General features: G+C 30.2%; 14 protein-coding genes. 9 read left to right on the forward strand and 5 right to left on the reverse strand.

Annotation, left to right across the window (positions count from 1 at the left end; translation table 4 throughout):
* Positions 1-6 precede the first annotated feature (6 nt).
* Complete coding sequence (gene gyrA, locus KQ878_RS02765) at positions 7-2,784, reverse strand: DNA gyrase subunit A (RefSeq protein ID WP_216505595.1); 2,778 nt, start codon at positions 2,782-2,784, stop codon at positions 7-9.
* A 312-nt stretch (positions 2,785-3,096) separates the two neighbouring features.
* Between gyrA and cypl the strand changes: the two genes are divergently transcribed.
* From cypl to KQ878_RS02790, 5 genes are all read left to right on the forward strand, one after another.
* Positions 3,097-4,422 carry an ABC transporter thiamine pyrophosphate-binding lipoprotein p37/Cypl gene (gene cypl, locus KQ878_RS02770; RefSeq protein ID WP_216505594.1) on the forward strand — a complete coding sequence of 442 codons (1,326 nt, stop codon included), beginning with the start codon at positions 3,097-3,099 and terminating at the stop codon, positions 4,420-4,422.
* Positions 4,422-5,171, forward strand: a complete 750-nt coding sequence (locus KQ878_RS02775; protein ID WP_216505593.1) for a phosphonate ABC transporter ATP-binding protein — start codon at positions 4,422-4,424, stop codon at positions 5,169-5,171. Before cypl ends, KQ878_RS02775 begins: the two co-directional genes overlap by 1 nt.
* Entirely contained in the window at positions 5,135-6,925 is a 1,791-nt protein-coding gene (locus KQ878_RS02780) for a PhnE/PtxC family ABC transporter permease (RefSeq protein ID WP_216505592.1), read from the forward strand. Before KQ878_RS02775 ends, KQ878_RS02780 begins: the two co-directional genes overlap by 37 nt.
* A 77-nt stretch (positions 6,926-7,002) precedes the next feature.
* Positions 7,003-8,400, forward strand: a complete 1,398-nt coding sequence (gene gltX, locus KQ878_RS02785; RefSeq protein ID WP_216567896.1) for a glutamate--tRNA ligase — start codon at positions 7,003-7,005, stop codon at positions 8,398-8,400.
* On the forward strand, positions 8,391-8,795 hold the full coding sequence (locus KQ878_RS02790) for a hypothetical protein (RefSeq protein ID WP_216567897.1): 405 nt from the start codon (positions 8,391-8,393) through the stop codon (positions 8,793-8,795). The genes gltX and KQ878_RS02790 overlap by 10 nt, the downstream gene beginning before the upstream one ends.
* Positions 8,796-9,089: 294 nt before the next feature.
* Here KQ878_RS02790 and metK read toward each other — a convergent pair whose 3' ends face one another.
* Complete coding sequence (gene metK / locus KQ878_RS02795) at positions 9,090-10,265, reverse strand: methionine adenosyltransferase (RefSeq protein WP_216505589.1); 1,176 nt, start codon at positions 10,263-10,265, stop codon at positions 9,090-9,092.
* A gap of 286 nt (positions 10,266-10,551) precedes the next feature.
* Here metK and rpmF point away from each other — a divergent pair, with 286 nt between their 5' ends.
* From rpmF to eno, 4 genes are all read left to right on the forward strand, one after another.
* On the forward strand, positions 10,552-10,752 hold the full coding sequence (gene rpmF, locus KQ878_RS02800; protein ID WP_216505588.1) for a 50S ribosomal protein L32: 201 nt from the start codon (positions 10,552-10,554) through the stop codon (positions 10,750-10,752).
* Positions 10,753-11,143: 391 nt separating this feature from the next.
* The gene (locus tag KQ878_RS02805; protein ID WP_216505587.1) at positions 11,144-12,739 is read left to right on the forward strand and encodes a hypothetical protein; all 1,596 of its coding nucleotides are present in this window, start codon (positions 11,144-11,146) and stop codon (positions 12,737-12,739) included.
* Positions 12,729-13,865: a tRNA uracil 4-sulfurtransferase ThiI gene (thiI, locus tag KQ878_RS02810; protein WP_216505586.1), complete on the forward strand. Its 1,137-nt coding sequence runs from the start codon at positions 12,729-12,731 to the stop codon at positions 13,863-13,865. The genes KQ878_RS02805 and thiI overlap by 11 nt, the downstream gene beginning before the upstream one ends.
* Before the next feature lie 10 nt (positions 13,866-13,875).
* Positions 13,876-15,249, forward strand: a complete 1,374-nt coding sequence (eno, locus tag KQ878_RS02815) for a phosphopyruvate hydratase (RefSeq protein WP_216505585.1) — start codon at positions 13,876-13,878, stop codon at positions 15,247-15,249.
* Positions 15,250-15,331: 82 nt separating this feature from the next.
* On the opposite strand, the gene KQ878_RS02820 is transcribed toward eno, so the two are convergent.
* From KQ878_RS02820 to KQ878_RS02830, 3 genes are all read right to left on the reverse strand, one after another.
* A complete protein-coding gene (locus KQ878_RS02820; RefSeq protein WP_216505584.1) occupies positions 15,332-16,057 on the reverse strand; it encodes a signal peptidase II in 726 nt (241 codons plus the stop codon).
* Positions 16,050-18,728, reverse strand: a complete 2,679-nt coding sequence (gene ileS, locus KQ878_RS02825) for an isoleucine--tRNA ligase (RefSeq protein ID WP_216567898.1) — start codon at positions 18,726-18,728, stop codon at positions 16,050-16,052. The genes KQ878_RS02820 and ileS overlap by 8 nt, the downstream gene beginning before the upstream one ends.
* A gap of 116 nt (positions 18,729-18,844) precedes the next feature.
* Entirely contained in the window at positions 18,845-20,014 is a 1,170-nt protein-coding gene (locus KQ878_RS02830; protein WP_216505582.1) for an endonuclease, read from the reverse strand.

Raw genomic sequence — 20,014 nt, forward strand, 5'->3', positions numbered from 1 at the left:
TTAAAATTATTCGATTTCTTCAGCGGTGACTCTTTCTTCATCAATTTCAGAATCATCAGTATCATCTATTCCATCTTCCGGTGTTTGTTCAAGAACTTTTTTAATGAATTCAGCTTTTTTAAGAGATACTTGCTCGTCAATTTTATCGTCAACCTTAATCACTTCTACTGCTTGTATATTTTCTTTATTTTTAAGATTAATAAGTTTGACACCTTTGCTTGCACGACCGCTAATGTTTATTTGTTCAATAGGCACCCTAATTGTTAAGCCACTTGTCGTAATAATTAGTAACTCATCCTGAGGGTTAACAAAACGTGAAAAGACAATATTACCGGCTAATTTAGAATTAATACCTTTAACACCTTTTCCGCCACGTTTCACAAGTCTAAATTGATCATGATGAGTTAATTTACCAAACCCTTCAGCCCCAATAGTTAATACTAATTCGCCTTCTAAATCACTCGAAGCAGAAACAACTTCTTGATTTTCTTCTAAATTAATACCTTTAACGCCATATGCTGTTCTAGACAATGGTCTAAAATCTTTGGATTGGAATTTAACTATTCTATCGTCATTATTAGCCAACATAATTAACGAATCCTCTTTAACTATCATTGCTCTTACTAATTCATCACCCTCGCGCAAACTAAATGCGTATTTACCACTAGCATAAATAGTTTGATATTGTGTTAAAGGTGTTTTTTTAATAATTCCATATTTTGTTGCTGTGAATAAAAATTCGTTTTCGTTATAGTCATTTATAGGTAACATTGAAACTATTTTTTCATTGTCTTTAACATTTAAAGTTGGAACTAAATTCACAAAAGGAGTTCCTTTAGATTGTCTTGATAATTCAGGTATTTCATGAGCTCTTATTCTATATACCCTCGCATGGTTTGAAAATAACAATAAATCAGTGTGAGTTGAACAAGTTATTAATGAAGCTACATCATCGTCGTCATAGGTTTTCATTGTTGTTATACCAACTCCACCTCTTCTTTGAGTTTTGTATTCTTCAAGATCGATTCTTTTTACATATCCTTTAGCAGATGTTGTAATAACAATATCTCTTTCGGGAATTAAGTCTTCATCTGTTATTCTTCCACCGGCTTCTAGGTTGATTGTCGATCTACGTTCGTCAGCATATTTCATTTTAACTTCAGTTAATTCATCAATAATTAATTGAACCAATTTTTCATGTGAAGCCAAAATTTCTTCAATACGTGTAATTTCGGCAATTAATTGATTCATTTCTTCAATCATATTTTCAATAGCCAAACCAGTCAAACGGCCTAAACGCATATCTACAATAGCTTTTGTTTGTCTTTCGCTTAAATTAAATCTTTCGCCTAATCTTTGTTGGGCTTCAGCGTCATTCTTAGATTTTTTAATGATTGCAATTACTTCATCGATATTTTCAACAGCGATTTTTAAACCTTCTAAAACATGAAGTCTGTCTTTAGCTTTTTCAAGATCAAATTTTAATCTACGTGTAACGACATCTTCTTGATGCTTTAAATAAACTTCAATAGCTTGCTTAATATTCAATAGTTTTGGTTCACCGCTCACTAAAGCAACAAAGTTAACATTGTAATTAACTTGTAGATTTGTTTGGCGATAAAGTTTATTTAACAAAATGTGTGGATTTATATTACGCTTCAAGTCTATAACAATTCTAATACCTTCACGGTTAGATTCGTCTCTTAAATCTGCAATGCCTTCAATTGATTTATCTTTAACTAAATCCGCGATTTTTTCAATGATTGCTGTTTTTTTGATCTCATAAGGGATTTCAGTAACAATAATTCTGCTTTTTCCGTTTTTAAACTCTTCAATTTTAGCAATTGAACGAATAGGTATTGAACCTTTACCAGTAGTATATGCTTCCTTGATTCCTTCGTTGCCTAAGATCATAGCACCCGTTGGAAAATCAGGTCCAGGTAAAAATTCCATCATCTCTTCTATTGATAAATCCGGATTCTTAGCTAGCGCTATAGTTGCATCAATTGCTTCTCCTAAGTTATGAGGTGGGATGTTAGTTGCCATACCGACAGCAATACCCGATCCACCAGTAACTAACAAGTTTGGAAAGCGAGCTGGTAACACAACTGGTTCTTTTTCGCTTGCATCATAGTTGTCCACAAAATCAACTGTGTCTTTTTTAATTCCATCCAACATTTCAGAAGCAACTTTACTCATTCTTGCTTCAGTATAACGCATCGCAGCCGCACCATCACCGTCAATTGAACCAAAGTTTCCATGTCCATCAACCAATGGATATCTCATAGAAAACTCTTGCGCCATACGAACCATAGCATCATAAACTGATGAATCACCGTGTGGGTGATATTTACCAAGAACGTCACCAACAATACGTGCGCTTTTTCTATGTTGTGAAGCGTGAGTAATGCCCAACTCACTCATATCATATAAAATACGACGGTGAACAGGTTTTAAACCATCTCTAGCATCAGGCAAAGCACGCGAAACAATAACACTCATTGCATACTCAAGGAATGAATTTTTCATTTCTTTGTCAATATCAATTGGATGAAGACCATCTAGTGGTTTTTCAATAATCTGGCTCTGAACAACATAATCTTCTTTATTTTGCGGTATTTGTTCTTCCTCTTCATCCTCAATTTCTGTATTTTCTTCTTGTTTGAAGGCAACAAATAATTCTTCATCGGGAATATAATTTTCATCAAATTCTTCAATAATTGGTTTGTTTAATTCTTCTTTTTCGTCTAATACTTTTTCTTTATCTTTTTCGTTAAATGACATTCTTGCTCCTATAAATATATATTTTAATATTAATATTATATCAACTTTGATTTTTTTATGTAGATAATACTTATTAATTTAACATCATAGATGTTCATATCATTTGTAATAAAATCACACGTTTTTCACTAATTTACATTTTACGTTAACACCCGTGTGTAAATATTTCTTTATTTGTACTATACTGGTTTATAATTAAATTGACAAGGGTGCTACGAAAGTGGCTGAGAACATACCTATTAGCAGATCATGGTAATTCATGCGTGGCTAAGTTCTTATTTAATTTGATTCCTTGTCAAAGGAGTATTTTTTATGAAATTTATTAAAAAAATAATGAGTGCGTCGGCACCACTTACTTTGACAACAGCGACATTGTTGTCTGCTAGTTGCAATAACAAAACGACCGAAAAAACAAAAGAAAACTTAGATTTATTGTGAGATACAGAGATTACTATAACTAATTCATGAATAAATCCAGGTTTTCAAAAAACTAAGAAAGAAACCGATTTCTTGAATTTATTAAGTAAAAGATTCAATGAATTAAAGAATAAAGATAAAAGCACAAAACATCTGCCAGATGTTAAATTTAACATTGAAACCAAAGATAAAAGCACATACATTCAAGACATTGAAAACGATAATAAAAAAAATGATTTATTAATTGCAAATTACACAGTTTTTTCAGAAAACTTTTGACAAGACGGAAAATTTGTGAATGATAATAATCCAAAATTGGTAGCTCAAACCAGTACATTAAAATTTAATTGACAATCTTCAGACAACGATTTATATAAAGACGGAACTTCAACAGATCCGCTAAGAATTGCGGCAATAAAAAATAATGAAGTTTGAGTAAAAAACACTGGTTTTGAATATCCGGACTGACCAGAAGCAATTAAACAAAACAAAATCAATTTTGATGGTTCGAAATACGATACATTCTATTCAAAAGATAAATTAACATATGTTTATCACGGTGCAATATTAATATCAGGAAATTTTGCTAAACGAACCGAAATTACTAAAGATTGAGAAGATAGAAATTGAGAAAAATTTGTTTCTCACGGTATTGTTTACAGCAAAAACACTAGCGCAGGCGGTTTTAAATATCAAGCGGCACTATTAGCTCGTCATTTCAATAAACCTCTTACTGAAATACTGGAATATTTAAACTCAAACTCTGAATATGTTTTTAAAGGGTCTAAGCCTAAATCACAATTGGGTAAAGAATCACAAAATTCAAAAGGAGAAAAAATTGTTCCTCATATTGCCTTCGATGATGAAGGTTCGTATAACTGAACTGAAAATAATGGTAAAAACAATTATTACAAACCTCAAGGCTTTAAATCAAATAAAAGCTATGAAGATCAGGAAAATGATGTTATCAGAACATTAACCTTAACCAATCCAGCTGCATATGATGTAGTTCTTGGAAGAAAAGGCCTACACGATAAACAAGTTGAATTAATTGCGAAGGCACTTACATCTCTTACCGTACAAGAAAATACATACGGAATCTATACTGGATACAATAAATTCCAACTGCTATCTAACGAATTATTTCAAAAATTTGTCAAATTGCAGGTTCAAGCTGAGAGTGTTCAAGATTTAGTTAATGATATACCGGAAATTAACTAATGAACAAAATTATTGAATGTAAAGATATCAATCTTACTTATAAAAAAAATTCCGAAGATGTTCTGCAAAACATAAATTTAAATGTTTATGAGGGAGAAATGATTGCTGTTATTGGTCCAAGTGGAGCAGGTAAATCAACTCTATTTAAAATGTTTGTCAAAGCAATTAAACCCCGGAGTGGTGAAATCAAACTATTTGGAAAAGAGATTTCAAAAATACCAATTAAACATTGAAAAAAAATAATTGATAGAATTGGTTTTTTAACCCAAAAACCAAACCTTATAAATACTGATAATGTTTATGAGAATATAAGACGTTCTCACACTAAATATTCAAATTTCTTTTATCAAATCTTCGGTATTCTAAACAAAAAACAAAAAACTAAAATATTTCAAACACTAGATGAATTAAATATTCTTGATAAATCTTTTTCTCGTGTATCAGATTTGAGTGGCGGTCAACAACAAAGAGTTGAAATTGCCAAATTATTGATTAGAGATGTTGATTTAATTCTTGCTGACGAGCCTACAGCAAACCTTGATAACCACACAAGCAAAGAAGTGTTAGATTTACTGTTGAATCTAAAACACAAAAATAAAACTTTGATTGTCAATATACACGATTTAAGTCTTATTAAACAATATTTCGATCGAGTAATAGCAATTAATAATAAACATATTATTTTAAACAAAAAAGTTGATGATGTTGAACTATGAGAACTAATAGAATCGGTACAAAAAACTCAGTAGCTAAAATATCAAAATTTTACAAATATCAGTACATAAGCGCATATAGCGATAAAACAACTGGTTGAAAAATTAACCCAATTTTCAAACGTATAGCTATATTCTTAATTGTCGCAGGAATATGCACTTTAATCGCGTTTCAAGTTAAAAATATTAACTTTACAAATTCTGATTTAATTCTAAAAAAATTATGAAAACTATTCATTTTCAGTAATAAAAGTACTGTCAACGGGAGCGCTACAGGTATTTATACAGATCTATGAAAAGATTCATTTTACTCTTTATGAATAACAATAAAATTGGCGCTTGCTGGTACATTCACTGGATTTGCACTTGCTATAATCACAGCCGTATTATCATTCAAAGCTGTAACAAACAAATTCGTTGCTTATGTCTTTAAACTAACTATTTTATTTTTACGTGCGATACCTGAAATTGTATTTATTTTATTAATTACCAACACTTTTCGAAATGAAATCAGTTTAATGATTGTGTACCTATGATTTACTTGATTATGATTACACAAATACTATATAGAAATATTACAAAACGTAGATTTAAATCCATACTATTTATCAATAAATCAAGGAAATACGAAATTTAAAGCATTTATTAAGGAAATTTGACCGAGAATAAATAACAGAATTTTTGCGCTATTCATTTTTTCGTTTGAATCAAATATAAGATGAGCAGCAATACTGGGAGCTTTAAGTTTACCAGGAATTGGTGTCTTAATCAACTATGCTTCAGAGAAAACTATTCGTTTTACTCAACTCGGTATACCTTTGTTAGTATTAATGGGTTTTATAATTTTTCTAGAAATAATAAATATTTTATTTAAGAATTATTTATTCGAGACTAAATCAAAATCGTATATTCAAAAATATAAATTTAAGACACTCGAATACCAAAGACTTGCAAAAACTATTAATTTCAGAAAACTTATTATGACTTCTATTTTTCTGATTTGTACTGTAATTACAATATGAACAGTTACATCTACACCTATATGATTTTTTAATCTTTCAGAAACAAAATTATTTTTCAATGCCTTCTTTCACCCAGATTTTAGCGGATTTAAGTTAAATAGTTGAGATCATAATTTTAATCCGTTCTTAATGATTTGAGAGTCTATTAGTTTCACAATCATGGCTCTTACAATTTGTACATTTTTCACTTTTATTTCTGTAAGGTTGCAATCAATTAGGCTAAATAAAGCTTGGTTTTCAGTTTTTTGAAGAGGTTTTAATGCGTTAATTCGCTTAATTCCTACGGTGGTATATTTTTATGTTTTTCTACCAATTTTAACTGCTTCTCCATTTTTCCTAATTATCATAATTTTAGGGCTTCATGAAATGTCTTCAAAATCTAAACAATTAGTTGAAGCGGTTGATAACTTGGATGAGGAAATTATTACTAACATGCGTATGCAAGGATATTCAAACAACCAAATATATTTAAAATTTATTATTCCATCTTTAAAAAGAGAAATTATTTCATTAACTATATTTTATTTTGAATTAATTTTCAGAAATTCAATAACTTATGCTGTCTTTGCACAAAATGAATTATCAATCGGAAATAATATATATAAAAATCTAGATGGTAAAACTAACTTTAATCCTCAACTAGCAATGGGTTATATCTGAATTGCAACTATTTCGATTTTAACTATAAACATCTGTGGTTATACGATATTGAATTGAAATAAAATTCAGCCAAACTTGTTTAAAAGAACAAAAATGCTGTCTAACTAGTTTTTTAACTAACACATTAAATGTTAGTTTTTTTTGTTTTTGTATTAAAATTAAACTTAATATTAATAGGAGTAATTATGAAGAAAATTAGAACAAGATACGCACCAAGTCCTACAGGATATTTACATATTGGTGGTGCAAGAACAGCATTATTTTGCTATTTATTTGCAAAGCATTTTAACGGAGAATTTATTTTCCGTCTTGAAGATACCGATATTAAAAGAAACGTTATTGACGGAGAAAAAAGTCAACTAGAAAATTTGGCTTGATTAGGTATCATCCCAGACGAAAGTCCTTTCAAACCAAATCCAAATTGTGGTAAATATCGCCAGAGCGAAAAACTTGATAGATACAAAGAAATTGCTCAAGAATTACTAAATCGTGGCTTAGCTTATAAAGCATACGATAATTCTGAAGAACTTGAGCAACAGCACGCCGAAAGCGAAGCAAAAGGTATTCCGTCATTCAAATATGATGCTAATTGATTAAAAATCACCGATGAAGAAAAAATCAAGAGAGAAGAAGCAGGTAAGTATTCAATCAGATTAAAAATGCCTAAAAATGTTCAACTTAGTTGAGATGATATTGTTAGAGGACCTATAAGTTTTGATTCTTCAGATATCGGTGACTGAGTAATTTTTAAATCTGATGGTTATCCAACATATAACTTCGCAGTTGTTGTTGATGACCACGATATGTCAATAACACACGTGCTGCGTGGCGAAGAACACATAACAAATACTCCTAAACAGTTAGTTATTTACAATGCTTTAGGTTGACAAGCCCCTACTTTTGGTCATTTAACAGTAATCACTAATATGGAAGGCAAAAAATTATCAAAGAGAGATACATCACTTAAACAATTCATCGAAGATTACCGTAATGAAGGTTATGTACCGGAAGCAGTGTTTAACTTTTTAACATTGTTGGGATGGACAGCTGAAGACGCAAGCGAAGTAATGACAAAAGAAGAAATTATTGCTAAATTTGATCCACAGAGACTTTCTAAATCACCGTCAAAATTTGACATCGTCAAAATGCATTGATTCTCTAAACAATACTTTAAAAATATTGATAATACCGAAATAGCCTCAAAATTGAATCAGGACATTAACGATCTTTGAGTCAAATTATTTATTGAAACATTTAAAGAAAGCGTCGGAACTATAACCGAACTAAATAACCACTTAAATTCATACAAAAATCCAGTAAAAACAACTGACTTTGTATTCAATGAACAAGAATTAGCAGTAATTAACGAATTCACTAACCAAATTGAAAATGTTGATTTCACAGTTGAAAATATACAATTAGCTATCAATAATACCAGAGACAAACTAGGAATTAGCGGTAAAAAATTGTTTATGCCAATAAGAAAAGCTACGACTTTTGCCGAACATGGACCAGAATTAGCTAAAGCAATTTTCCTTTACGGCCGTGATGTTGTAATTGAAAGATTAAGTTTATGAAAATAAAATTTTGCTCACTATATAGACAAGAAGGTCAAGACCAAAAAGTTGAATTTGAGGTCGATGCAAAATACTCAAAAGAATTAATCAAACATCCTTTTGAAAATATAGAATATGAATATGAAGTTTATGAATTTCATGATCCCCAAAGCAAACAGCCAACACGTATTGAAATTAACCCTAAAAGCGTTAATGTAATTACAAATAATGCGACATTACAATTAAGACTCTTAAAATGTCACAATGGTTCAAAAATACATTTAGAAAAAAATGACATTATTCTTAAAACATTGATGGATAAATGTATCGTTAGTGAAAAAGAAGTTTTTTTCCAGTATGAAATGTTCAGTATTAATGACCACCCAATGGGGGAATTCAAAATAACAATTTCTCATGAATAAAGAAAATATCGCAGATTAATGCGATATTTTTTATTGATTGGCTTTTTAAAATGCCGAATAAATAATATGAATAAAGTTCTAATTAAGCTTGTGCTTTAGCTGCTCTACGTTCATCTCTTGCTTGTTCTTTTTGCAATTTGTGTAGTCTTTTTGCAGCACGTTCTTTATTTTTTAATCTAACAATTTTTCTCATTTTTGCTCCCTTTGAATTGATTTGCTGAATTTATTTAGCTAATCATAGACCTAATTCATGTTTTAACGTTGTCTGTCGGTTATTATACCATAAAGAAATCTTTAAAAACCATTATGTTTTAAATATGTTTCAATGTCTTTAACCTTATTTGTTCTCTCTCAAGGTAAATCTAAATCATCCCTGCCAAAATGCCCAAAATAACTGGTATCACCAAAAATTGGTTTTCTTAAATCTAGTTCCTTAATGATTGATTGTGGACGTAAATCAAAAATGCTGGTAATTATATTTTTGATTAATTCAACATTTCGATTCCCATCTGTTTTAACGTTAATCGAAACGGGTTTAGCCACACCAATTGCGTATGATACCTGGATTTCAATTCAGTTGCATAGTTTTTTGGTAGCTACAATATTTTTCGCAATTCAACGACAAGCATAAGCCGCACTTCTATCAACTTTTGTTGAATCTTTTCCTGAAAACGCTCCACCGCCGTGGCGTCCGTATCCACCATAGGTATCAACAATAATTTTTCTACCGGTTAAACCAGTATCTCCTATTGGTCCACCGATAACAAAACGACCAGTAGGATTTATTAATATTTTATTAGGTAATTTAAAATTATATTTTCCTAAAACTACTGAAATTATATTATTAATGATAAATTCTTTGAATTCAACATCATTATAATTTTCATCGTGTTGAATTGACATTAAAACTGTGTCGACATCCAGTATTTTACCTTCGTCATCATATTCAACAGTTACTTGGCTTTTCATATCTGCCTTCGCTCATTTAAATTGGCCGTTTTGACGTAATTTATCTGCGTGTTTAACTAATTCGTGAGCCAAGGCAATAGCAAGGGGCATGTAATTGCTTGTTTCGCTGCAAGCATAACCAAACATAATACCCTGGTCACCCGCACCAATTTCATCATCTGATAAGATAACGCCTCTGCTAATATCTGGGCTTTGTTGCTTTATATCCGTTATGAATTTAATGTTAACAGTCGGATAATCCAGTTTATCAAATATTGATTTTGCTATTGCTATAGCATCAACCTTAGCGTTTGAACTAACTTCGCCTGCTATTAAAACAATATTACCAGTCGCCATTGTTTCAATCGCCACTCTGGCGTTTGAATCTTGTTCTAAATAAGCATCTAGGATACGATCAGATATTTGATCACATATTTTGTCCGGGTGTCCTTGTCCGACACTTTCTGACGTAAATAAATTTCTTACTTTATCAGAAGAAATGTTTTGATTAATATTTTTCATAAATAAAAAACTCCTTTTGCGTTAAATAAAACAAAGAGTTAAGTTTAAAAAGATTCACATGTTGAAGAAATCTCTCCCTGACTTTCCACCTTCCAAAATTGGGGTTGGCATGCCTCACTGCTGTCAAACTAGGCAACTCTTTATGTTATTCGCTATATATGATACATTAAATTTTTATTAACAAATATTTTATTATTATGTTTTTGTTTTTGTTGTTTTGTCTTATAATAACTTTACGTTATTTTAAATAAATAATAAGATCTTATAAATATTTAAAGGAGGAATCATGGCTATAGTTCCAAAACGTAAAACTTCGAAACAACGTAAACATAAAAGACGTACTCATGACACTTTAGTAGTACAAAACCTAGTGGCATGTAAAAACTGTACTAACCTAACACAACAACACAAAGTTTGTGAAATGTGTGGTTTCTACAAAGATAAAATCGTCGAAGGTTACAAAAGTATCAACTCACGTAACAATTAATAATCCAGTGCACTTATAAAAATCTGAGAAATCAGATTTTTTATTTCAAAATCGACAAATCTAGTTTTGAAATAAATAATTAAAATAATGGAGAATATTATATTGGAAGAACAAATTATCTATTTATTGATTACTGTAAACACATATTACGCTAAGTAGTCACGTAAAGAAATTATCGAACTAGTTACCAACTCAATAGTTCTAATAGCTAAGCAAATTTCCATAATCAACTGTAAGAAACCCTAATTTTATTATGCGAAATAAATATCAATTTGGAAACAAAAATAAAAACAATTCTTTCGACATAATATGTTGATTTTTTTTATATTTAGCTAGTTCATAGTTTAATAAATAATATTAATATGAAATACTTTATATATAATTGATAATTATGGAATATAAAAAAACAATTATCTTAACTATTTCAATGCTGATTTTCTTGTTTGCTCTGCTACTTGAAGGTTTCTTGATTTATCTAACAATCCGCAAAACAAAACTATCATATTTCAATGAACACCTGAAGAAATGAACGCAAGCGATCAAAAGTTCAAACTATAGTAACTCGGCTACTATTGACAGATTTAGGACATTATCAGCAACAATGACTAATTACTTGGATTTGAAAAATAGACTGAATAATATGTACTCAAAAATGTGTGATTTAACCAAAGAAATTAACCCTGTCTTGCAAAATTTGAATGAAGCAATTACAAAGTACAATTTAAATGAGGCTAAATCATTACACAAAAAGGCAACTAACATTTTTAAAGACTACAATAATTTAAATCAACAATTCAGTGGTTTAAGTGATTCTCTTAACAAACATTGAAACGCTATCGAAGTAGTGGCGGTAAATGCCTATGAAGTAATTAAAACACTTGAACAAATAATCAATGAAAGCAAAGATAAACTACCAATTTCCTATAATTCTTTAATTAATGAACTAAACGAGTTACGAAAGAAAACTTCATATCTAGAATCTCAAAGAACTAGTAAGGCAATTCAAGATGTGTCCAAAGATTTAAACGAACATGACCGTAAGGTAAGAATTTTTGCTGAAAAAGTCAGCCACATGGTTAATATGGAATGATTGAGTTTTAGTTATCTTCCTGAATGTTTAAATCAAATTAAACATCTAGACCAAAGCAATACCAATTACACAAAACTGAACGGTGATTTAGTTAAAATTCAAGATGATTTTATTAAAGAAACCTACCAAACAACAATCTCCAGAATTCGTGCTTGGTTATATCATTACAGTGTTTTGACTTCACAATTAAAAACCAAGCAAGAATTGTCAAATTTTATTGGTAATAATATCTCATTAATTAACCAAAATCTGAATAAAATTGAATTAATCACTAATAATTTTGTTTTAATTACAGATGAGTACAAACAAAATGAAAAAACTCAAATAATTGCTAATTTCGTAAATTTAAAACAAGATTTTGCAAAAATTAAAACAGCTTTAACAAATGGTGAAGCAAATGTATCATATCTAGATATTGACGCGTTCATTAATTCAATGATTGAATGAATAAATAAGTTTAACTATTTAATTAAACAATATAATGACGCCGAAGAAAGTAAACGTTATCAACAATACTATTTAAATATTTTACAAATATGGTACTTGTTTGTTATCACAAATAAAGATTTATTAGAGATGAATTCAACCAATGAAAAAGCAATTACACAATTAATCAAAATGAATGAAAGTTTCACATCAAAATCAGCAATAGAAGAAAACAAACTAACGTTTTTTGCTGATAGACTGTTAGAATTGTGTAAATTGATTTATTATGCTCAAACATATAAATTTATGGCTCTGGATTTAATTAACTCAGCATCAATATACAGATTAAACAATGAAAATATTGATTCGCTGATTAAAATAAGTCTTGAAAAAATCCAAAATAAACAATACAAAGAGGCATTCCAATTGATTAAAGACTTAATTAGAAGGGAGAAATTAGATGTTCACTAAGATATTAATACGTTACGGGGAATTAACGCTTAAAGGTAAAAATAGACAAAATTTTATAGATGTTTTAGCCCGTAACATTACAAACATTGTTGGCGAACGACCAGATGCTAAATTTGATCGTATGTATCTTTCATATTCTCAACACAATATGAATAAATTGAAATACATTTTCGGCATAAGTTCTTATAGTCCGGTTGTTGAATGTGAAAATAAAATTGATCAAATATTTGATTTCGCTAACAAAATGATTGATTTTAATTCTAAAACATTCAAAATCTCTGCCAGACGTTCAAACAAAAATTTTGAGCTTTCTAGTCAAGATATCAACATGCAATTAGGTGGTTTTATTCTTAAAAACCACCCAAATATCAGTGTTGATGTACACAATCCAGACCAAACAATTTTTGTGGAGGTGAGAGATAAATCAACATTTATTTTTCAAGACGCCACACCCGGACTTGGCGGACTACCCGTTGGAATTTCAGGTCGTGTATTACACTTAATGAGCGGCGGCATCGACTCGCCAGTGGCTGCCTTTGAATTAATGAAACGTGGCTTAGAGGTACATTTCCTTTCATTTGTTTCTCCACCACAAACCGATGAAAAAACAATTGATAAAATGAAAAGATTGATTGCTAAATTAAACAACTATCAATGCAAAAGTATGTTTTATTTATGTGATTATTCAAATATTTTGAATTACATTGCACTTGTATCAAATCAGGCATTTAAAATAACATTGTTAAGAAGAAGTTTTTATAGAATTGCATCCAGTTTAGCAGACAAACTTCATTTTATAGCTCTTTCAAATGGTGAAAATCTTGGACAAGTTGCTTCGCAAACATTAGAATCACTATCTGTTATTAATCAATCTAGTTCAAAATTGGTTTTGCGTCCTTTATTAACAAAAGATAAGGTAGAAACAATAAATATTGCAAAACAAATCGGAACCTACGAAATAAGCATTGAAAAAGCAAATGAAACGTGCGAAATGTTTGCTCCAAAAGAGCCAGTAACTAAACCACGTTTTGAAGATGTTATTAAATTAGAAAATGAACTAAATAATTTGGAAAAATTTGAAAGTAATATAATTTTAAATAACATAGAAGTAATAAAAATAAAATAGGAGAGTATATATGTCAAAAATTATAGATATTTACGCAAGAGAAATTCTTGACTCAAGAGGTAACCCAACAATCGCTGTTAAGGTTACAACTGAATTGGGTGCACAAGGTGTTTCTATGGTGCCTTCAGGCGCCTCAACAGGTACAAGAGAAGCCTGTGAATTAAGAGATGCAGCATTTCCTGAATTTAAGGACAACTGGTTCGGCGGTAAAGGTGTTATGAAAGCCGTAACTAACACAAACGAAATTATTGCACCAGAATTAATTGGTCTTGAAGTTAGCGAACAAAGACTAATTGATATGACAATGATTAAATTGGACGGCACAAAAAACAAAACAAATTTAGGTGCTAACGCTATCTTAGGAGTTTCATTAGCTGTCGCTCGTGCTGCTGCTGAAGAAGCAGGATTACCTTTATATAGATACATTGGTGGTACTAATGCAAGAACACTACCTGTTCCAATGTTAAATGTTATGAATGGTGGTGCTCACTCATCAAACACAGTTGATATGCAAGAATTTATGATCATGCCTGTTGGGGCTAAAACATTTAGAGAAGCTTTACAAATGGCTAACAAAGTATTCCATAACTTAGGTAAATTATTGAAAAAAGAACACGGTACAACTGTTGGTGATGAAGGTGGATATGCTCCAAACTTAAAATCACATGAAGAAGTTCTTGACTACATGGTACAAGCTATTAAGGCGGCCGGACTTGTTCCTGCTACATCTGGAGAAAAGGCTGTTGCAATTGCAATGGACCCAGCAGCTAGTGAATTCTACGATGAAAAAGCTAAAAAATATGTTTTCAAAAAACTAAAACAAGCTATTGATGAAAAACGTAATGGCTTTGACCACTTACAAGACGTTAAATTAGAATACACTACTGAAGAACTTGTAGATTACTATGAAAAATTAGTAAATACATATCCAATTATTTCAATTGAAGATGGTTTAGCAGAAAGTGATTGAGATGGTTTCAAACTAATGAATCAACGTTTAGGTGATAGACTTCAAATTGTCGGTGATGACTTAACAGTTACAAACCAAGAAATTTTAAGAGAAGCTATTAAAAAAGATGTTATGAACTCAATTCTAATTAAACTAAACCAAATTGGTTCATTATCAGAAACATTAGACACAATGGAATTAGCTCATAAAGCCGGTTTTACTTGTGTAGTTTCACACCGTTCAGGTGAAACCGAAGATACAACAATTGCTGACTTAGCAGTTGCTTTAAACACCGGACAAATCAAAACTGGTTCATTATCAAGAACTGATAGAATCGCAAAATACAACCGTCTATTAGAAATCGAAGACGAATTAGGTGAAACAAGCAAATTCGATGGTGAAAAAACATACTTTAATCTAAAAAGACATGTTTAATACTCATTTAAATACTCGGCAACGAGTATTTTTTTTATATCAAAATAATAAAAAAGCAGCCAAATTTGGCTGCTTTTAAATATTATTTTTCGTCTAAACCATCGGTGTCAGAATTTTTATTATCTTGATTTGTATCAGTTGTCAATGAAGCATTATTTTTTTCTTTTTCTTCACTAACGTATTCTGCAATTAATGAAACTACAAAATAAATTAATAACCCAATGCAACCACCAACTAAAACAACATCAGCAAAGTTAAATGTTCCTATTTCTTTTCCCTGTCACTTTTCTAAAAAGGTACAAAAGAAAATATCTTTAACATGTCCTGCCCACAAGAAGCGATCTAACATATTTCCGATTGAACCTGCGCACAATAAAGCCATCATTACAACAATAGTTTTTGACTCTGTAAAAAATGGTACAGTTAGTAAAGCTAAAAACATAATAATACTTAATATTTGAATAATTATAATTGTTGCTTTATTTTCTCATGGAAGTACGGTTACTCCATAGTGTTCAACAGATCTTACACCAATTATTGCACCTTCATATATTACTGTTCTATCACCCTTATAGTTGTTAAAATCAGCTCATTTAAACAATGCGGCTTTGGTTATTTGGTCAATAGCCAATAACATAATAAAAAGTATTGTGAATATTAAATAGTTAATTAATATTTGTTTTTTATGATTCAACCATTTATCTTTTAAATAGTTTTTAAATTCTGTAAATTTGGATTTTATATTTTGTTTTCTTTCATCTCATGTAGGTTTTGGTTTATAGTTGTTACCATTGACTTCTTTACTCATTTTTTTCCTTGCTACTCATAACTTTGACACAAAGTGGACATAAATCATTAATTATTTGTGCTGGTAAGAAATGATTTCAGCAACGTTGACATTTTGCTGAATCAAATGTTTCGATTTTGAATTCATCACCAAATTCAACAATACCAACCATCAGTAATTGTTTTAAGTCTAGAGATTCAATAAATTCTGATTCTGGTTTTAATGTCAATTTAACTTCATTACTACGTTTAATTAGACCTTCTTTAATAGCGTTTTCAATAGCTAAATTAACTTTATCTCTTAATTCAAAGAATTCATCCCATTGTTTAATTACTTCTTCATCAACTTCTTTTTCTCTAGTAATTGTTTCTAAATGTACTGAGATTTGTTTATTTTCTTTAGGGAAATAAGTATAAGCATCCTCTGAAGTAGTTGGTGTTATCGGGGCTAGAATTGTAATTAAAAATTCAAGTATTTCGTAAAAGTTAGTCAATGTCATTAATCTATTAACTGAATCAAACTCTTCAACATATAAAATGTCTTTAGTGAAGTTTAAATAGAAACTAGACAATTCAATAACATAATTATTGATTAACTTGATACCGTTAATGAACTTGTATTCATCAAATGATTTTAATACACTGGCTCTTACTTGCTCTAATTGTTCTTTAATAAATTCATGAACACCTTTTCTTGGTAATGTTTGATCGTATTTGAAACCATCTAAATTACCTAGCATAAATTTGATGGTGTTTCTTATTTTCCTGTATGAATCTGAGTTTTGATTCAATATTGAATCTGAGATTGTGATATCGTTTGTATATTCACTGTTAGCAACCCAAAAACGTAAAATATCAGCGCCATGTTTTTCAATAACTTTTAACGGATCTACAGTATTTCCTTTAGATTTTGACATTTTTTCACCCTTACCATCTAACACAAATCCATGTGAAATCAAGTTTTTGTAAGGAGCAACTGAATTGTAAGCAACTGAATTTATTAATGATGAGTTGAACCAACCGCGATATTGGTCGCTTCCTTCAAGATAAAGGTCGTATGGTGGCTTAATGTTTTCATCAATTTCTACAGCAATAGAAGTAGAACCTGAATCAAATCAAACATCCATAATATCCATTTCTTTAGTAAAACCTAAATTTTTGAATTCTTTTGGTAATAATTCATCAGCATCTTTTTCTCATCAAATATTTGGCCCAAATTCTCCAATTAACTCAATAACGTGGTCAAATATTTTTTCGTCAAATACAGGTTTTAAGTCTTTATCGTAAAAAATAATCAAAGGAACTCCTCACGTTCTTTGACGTGAAATTGTTCAATCATTGTGGTTAGAAATCATATTACTCAATCTTTTCTTAGCTCATTCAGGATAAGTATTAACTGTTTCAAGTTGAGTTAAAATTTTGTCTTTAATTTTTTCAATAGAAACAAACCATTGTGGTGTACCTCTAAAAAGAATTGGTTTATGAGTTCTTCAATCGTGTGGATATGAGTGATTAATAGTTCCTGATTTTAAAACTAGACCCTTATTAGATAACTCTTCAATAATTAATTTATCGGCTTTTGAATAGAATTGACCCTCGTAAGAACCCCCAAATTCATTAATTTTCCCATCATCAGCAATATGCATAATCATATTCAATGAATGTTTTTGTCCAATCAAGAAGTCATCCTCGCCAAATAATGGAGCCATATGAACTAAACCTGAACCAGATTCTAATGTAACATGGTGACCAATTACAACTGGACTTGGATTATTATTTAATGGACTTGTATATATTGAATCAACAATTTCACTTGGCTTTAATTCATCAACAATTTTGTAATTTTCTCAACCAAATATTGTACAAACTTTTTGAACTAAATCAGACGCTATAACGTATCTTTTATTTTCAAATTCAACAATTGAATAGACAAATTTTTCACCTATTGCAACTCCAGAGTTTGCAAGCAATGTTCATGGAGTGGTTGTCCAAATAACTAATCTATCGCCTTCTTTCAATTTAGATCCTGAAGGTTTAGAAACTTCGAATGCAACATATAAACTAGGGCTATCAATATCTTTATATTCAACTTCAGCCTCAGCTAATGCTGATTGTGATGAAGGAGATCAATAAACTGGTTTTAGTCCTTTATAAACTAAACCATCCATTACCATTTTCTTGAATAATTTCAGTTGTTGTGCAACAAAATGCGGTTCAAGAGTAATATAAATTTTCTCAAAATCAGTTAAAAGTTGCATTGTTTTAAATTGTTCCATTTGAATTTTTACTTGACTTAAAGCATATTCTTTAGCACGTTTACGTAATTCAACTGGAGATAATTCATTTTGAGATAAATGAGCCTCTTGTAGCATTTTATGCTCAATTGGCAAACCATGAGTATCTCATCCAGGAACAAATGGGGTATAAAAACCATTCATTGATTTATAACGAATAATTATGTCTTTTAATATTTTATTTAATGAGTGTCCAATATGTAAATTACCATTCGCATATGGAGGCCCATCATGTAAAATAAAAGGTTGGTTGCCTTTATTTTTTTCTAAAACTTTTCTGTAGATTTGATTATCAAGTCATAATTGTCTAAATTGGGGTTCTTTCTTTGTTAAATTTGCCCGCATTTCAAAATCAGTTTTAGGCATATTTAAAGTGTCTTTGTAATTTTTTTCCGACATGGTGCTCCTTATTCTGTATATATAATTAATATAATTTTATATTAAGTTTTAATATTATATAGAACATTCGCTTCAATATCAAAAAAAGTGAGAAATGCTCACTCTTTTTTTGCGGTTTATTTAATAGCAATAGCTATTCCTTTGTTGTGAAATTTAGAATCAGTTTTAAATCAAATTAAATCGATAAGCTCAGGATAATCACTAAATGGATTACGTAGTCCATTATAATGTCTGGCTATTGCATTATTTCTATCTACATCAAATGCGTCAATATCGTCTTGATTAGACCATTTTTTATAAACTTCAAGATATTTTTTAGTTATGTATGGAAAACTGTTTTCAAATAAATCATTAGAAATTGAATTATTATGTGTAACAACAAAATAGAAATAAGCACGGGCTACATCGCCTTTAAATTCATCTATTGGCTCACAAATTCCGTTGGTTTTATCAACTTTAGTACCATTTCGACTGATAAAAGTTGGATTTTTAACGATATAGTGCGGATAATTCCCTCTTTCATTATTAACAAGTTTGTCGGTTGGAAATATAAAGTGGGCGTCGTTTCTTGTTGGTTCAACTTTACCAAATCATGACTGTGGCACAATATGTTCTCTGTTGTATTTTGAACCTTCACCAGATTTTGAACGACTTTTCCCACTGCTACCGTCAGCATCTTTTCCTTCGTGAAACTCGTAAGTGAAGTAATAAGGGTCTTGGCCTTTAGGATTTTCTGAATAAATATCTAAAATGGTATTATCTTTTTCGTAGTATTTGTCAAGAAAAGCATCTTTATAAACGTTGTATAGGTAGGCATACGTCTTAATACCTCTTATTTTAGATTGTTGCAATTTTAATAACTCATCAAAAAGCGCTTTACCGTTTAGACCTTCTAATGAACTATAATAAGAATCTTTTTTATAAACTAGTCTTGTATTTTTATCAATGGCAACAGCGTCTTCTTTAATTTTGTATTCAAAAGTCTGTGGTTCTTGGTCTGAACCGGTTTTACGTAGTGAGTAAATTACACTTCCGTTTGGTTTAATCTCAATATAAGAAATCTCATAACCTAATGGTAAATTTTCAACATTTAATTTTGAAATGACATTTTTAGGATCGGTTGATTTGAAATCTATTAACTCTGTCGGTTCTATGACTAACCTAGATGCAATCTTTTCTAGATATGAATTATTAGCATTTTTATTATCACATTTAGCAGCACAAATAATGCTTGAAGGCACTAAAAACGAAAGAGCTAAAGTATTTAAGTTAAAAACTTTATTCAT

This window comes from Mycoplasma zalophidermidis, from assembly GCF_018913985.1.
GTDB classification, from domain to species: Bacteria; Bacillota_I; Bacilli_A; order Mycoplasmatales; family Metamycoplasmataceae; genus Mycoplasmopsis; species Mycoplasmopsis zalophidermidis.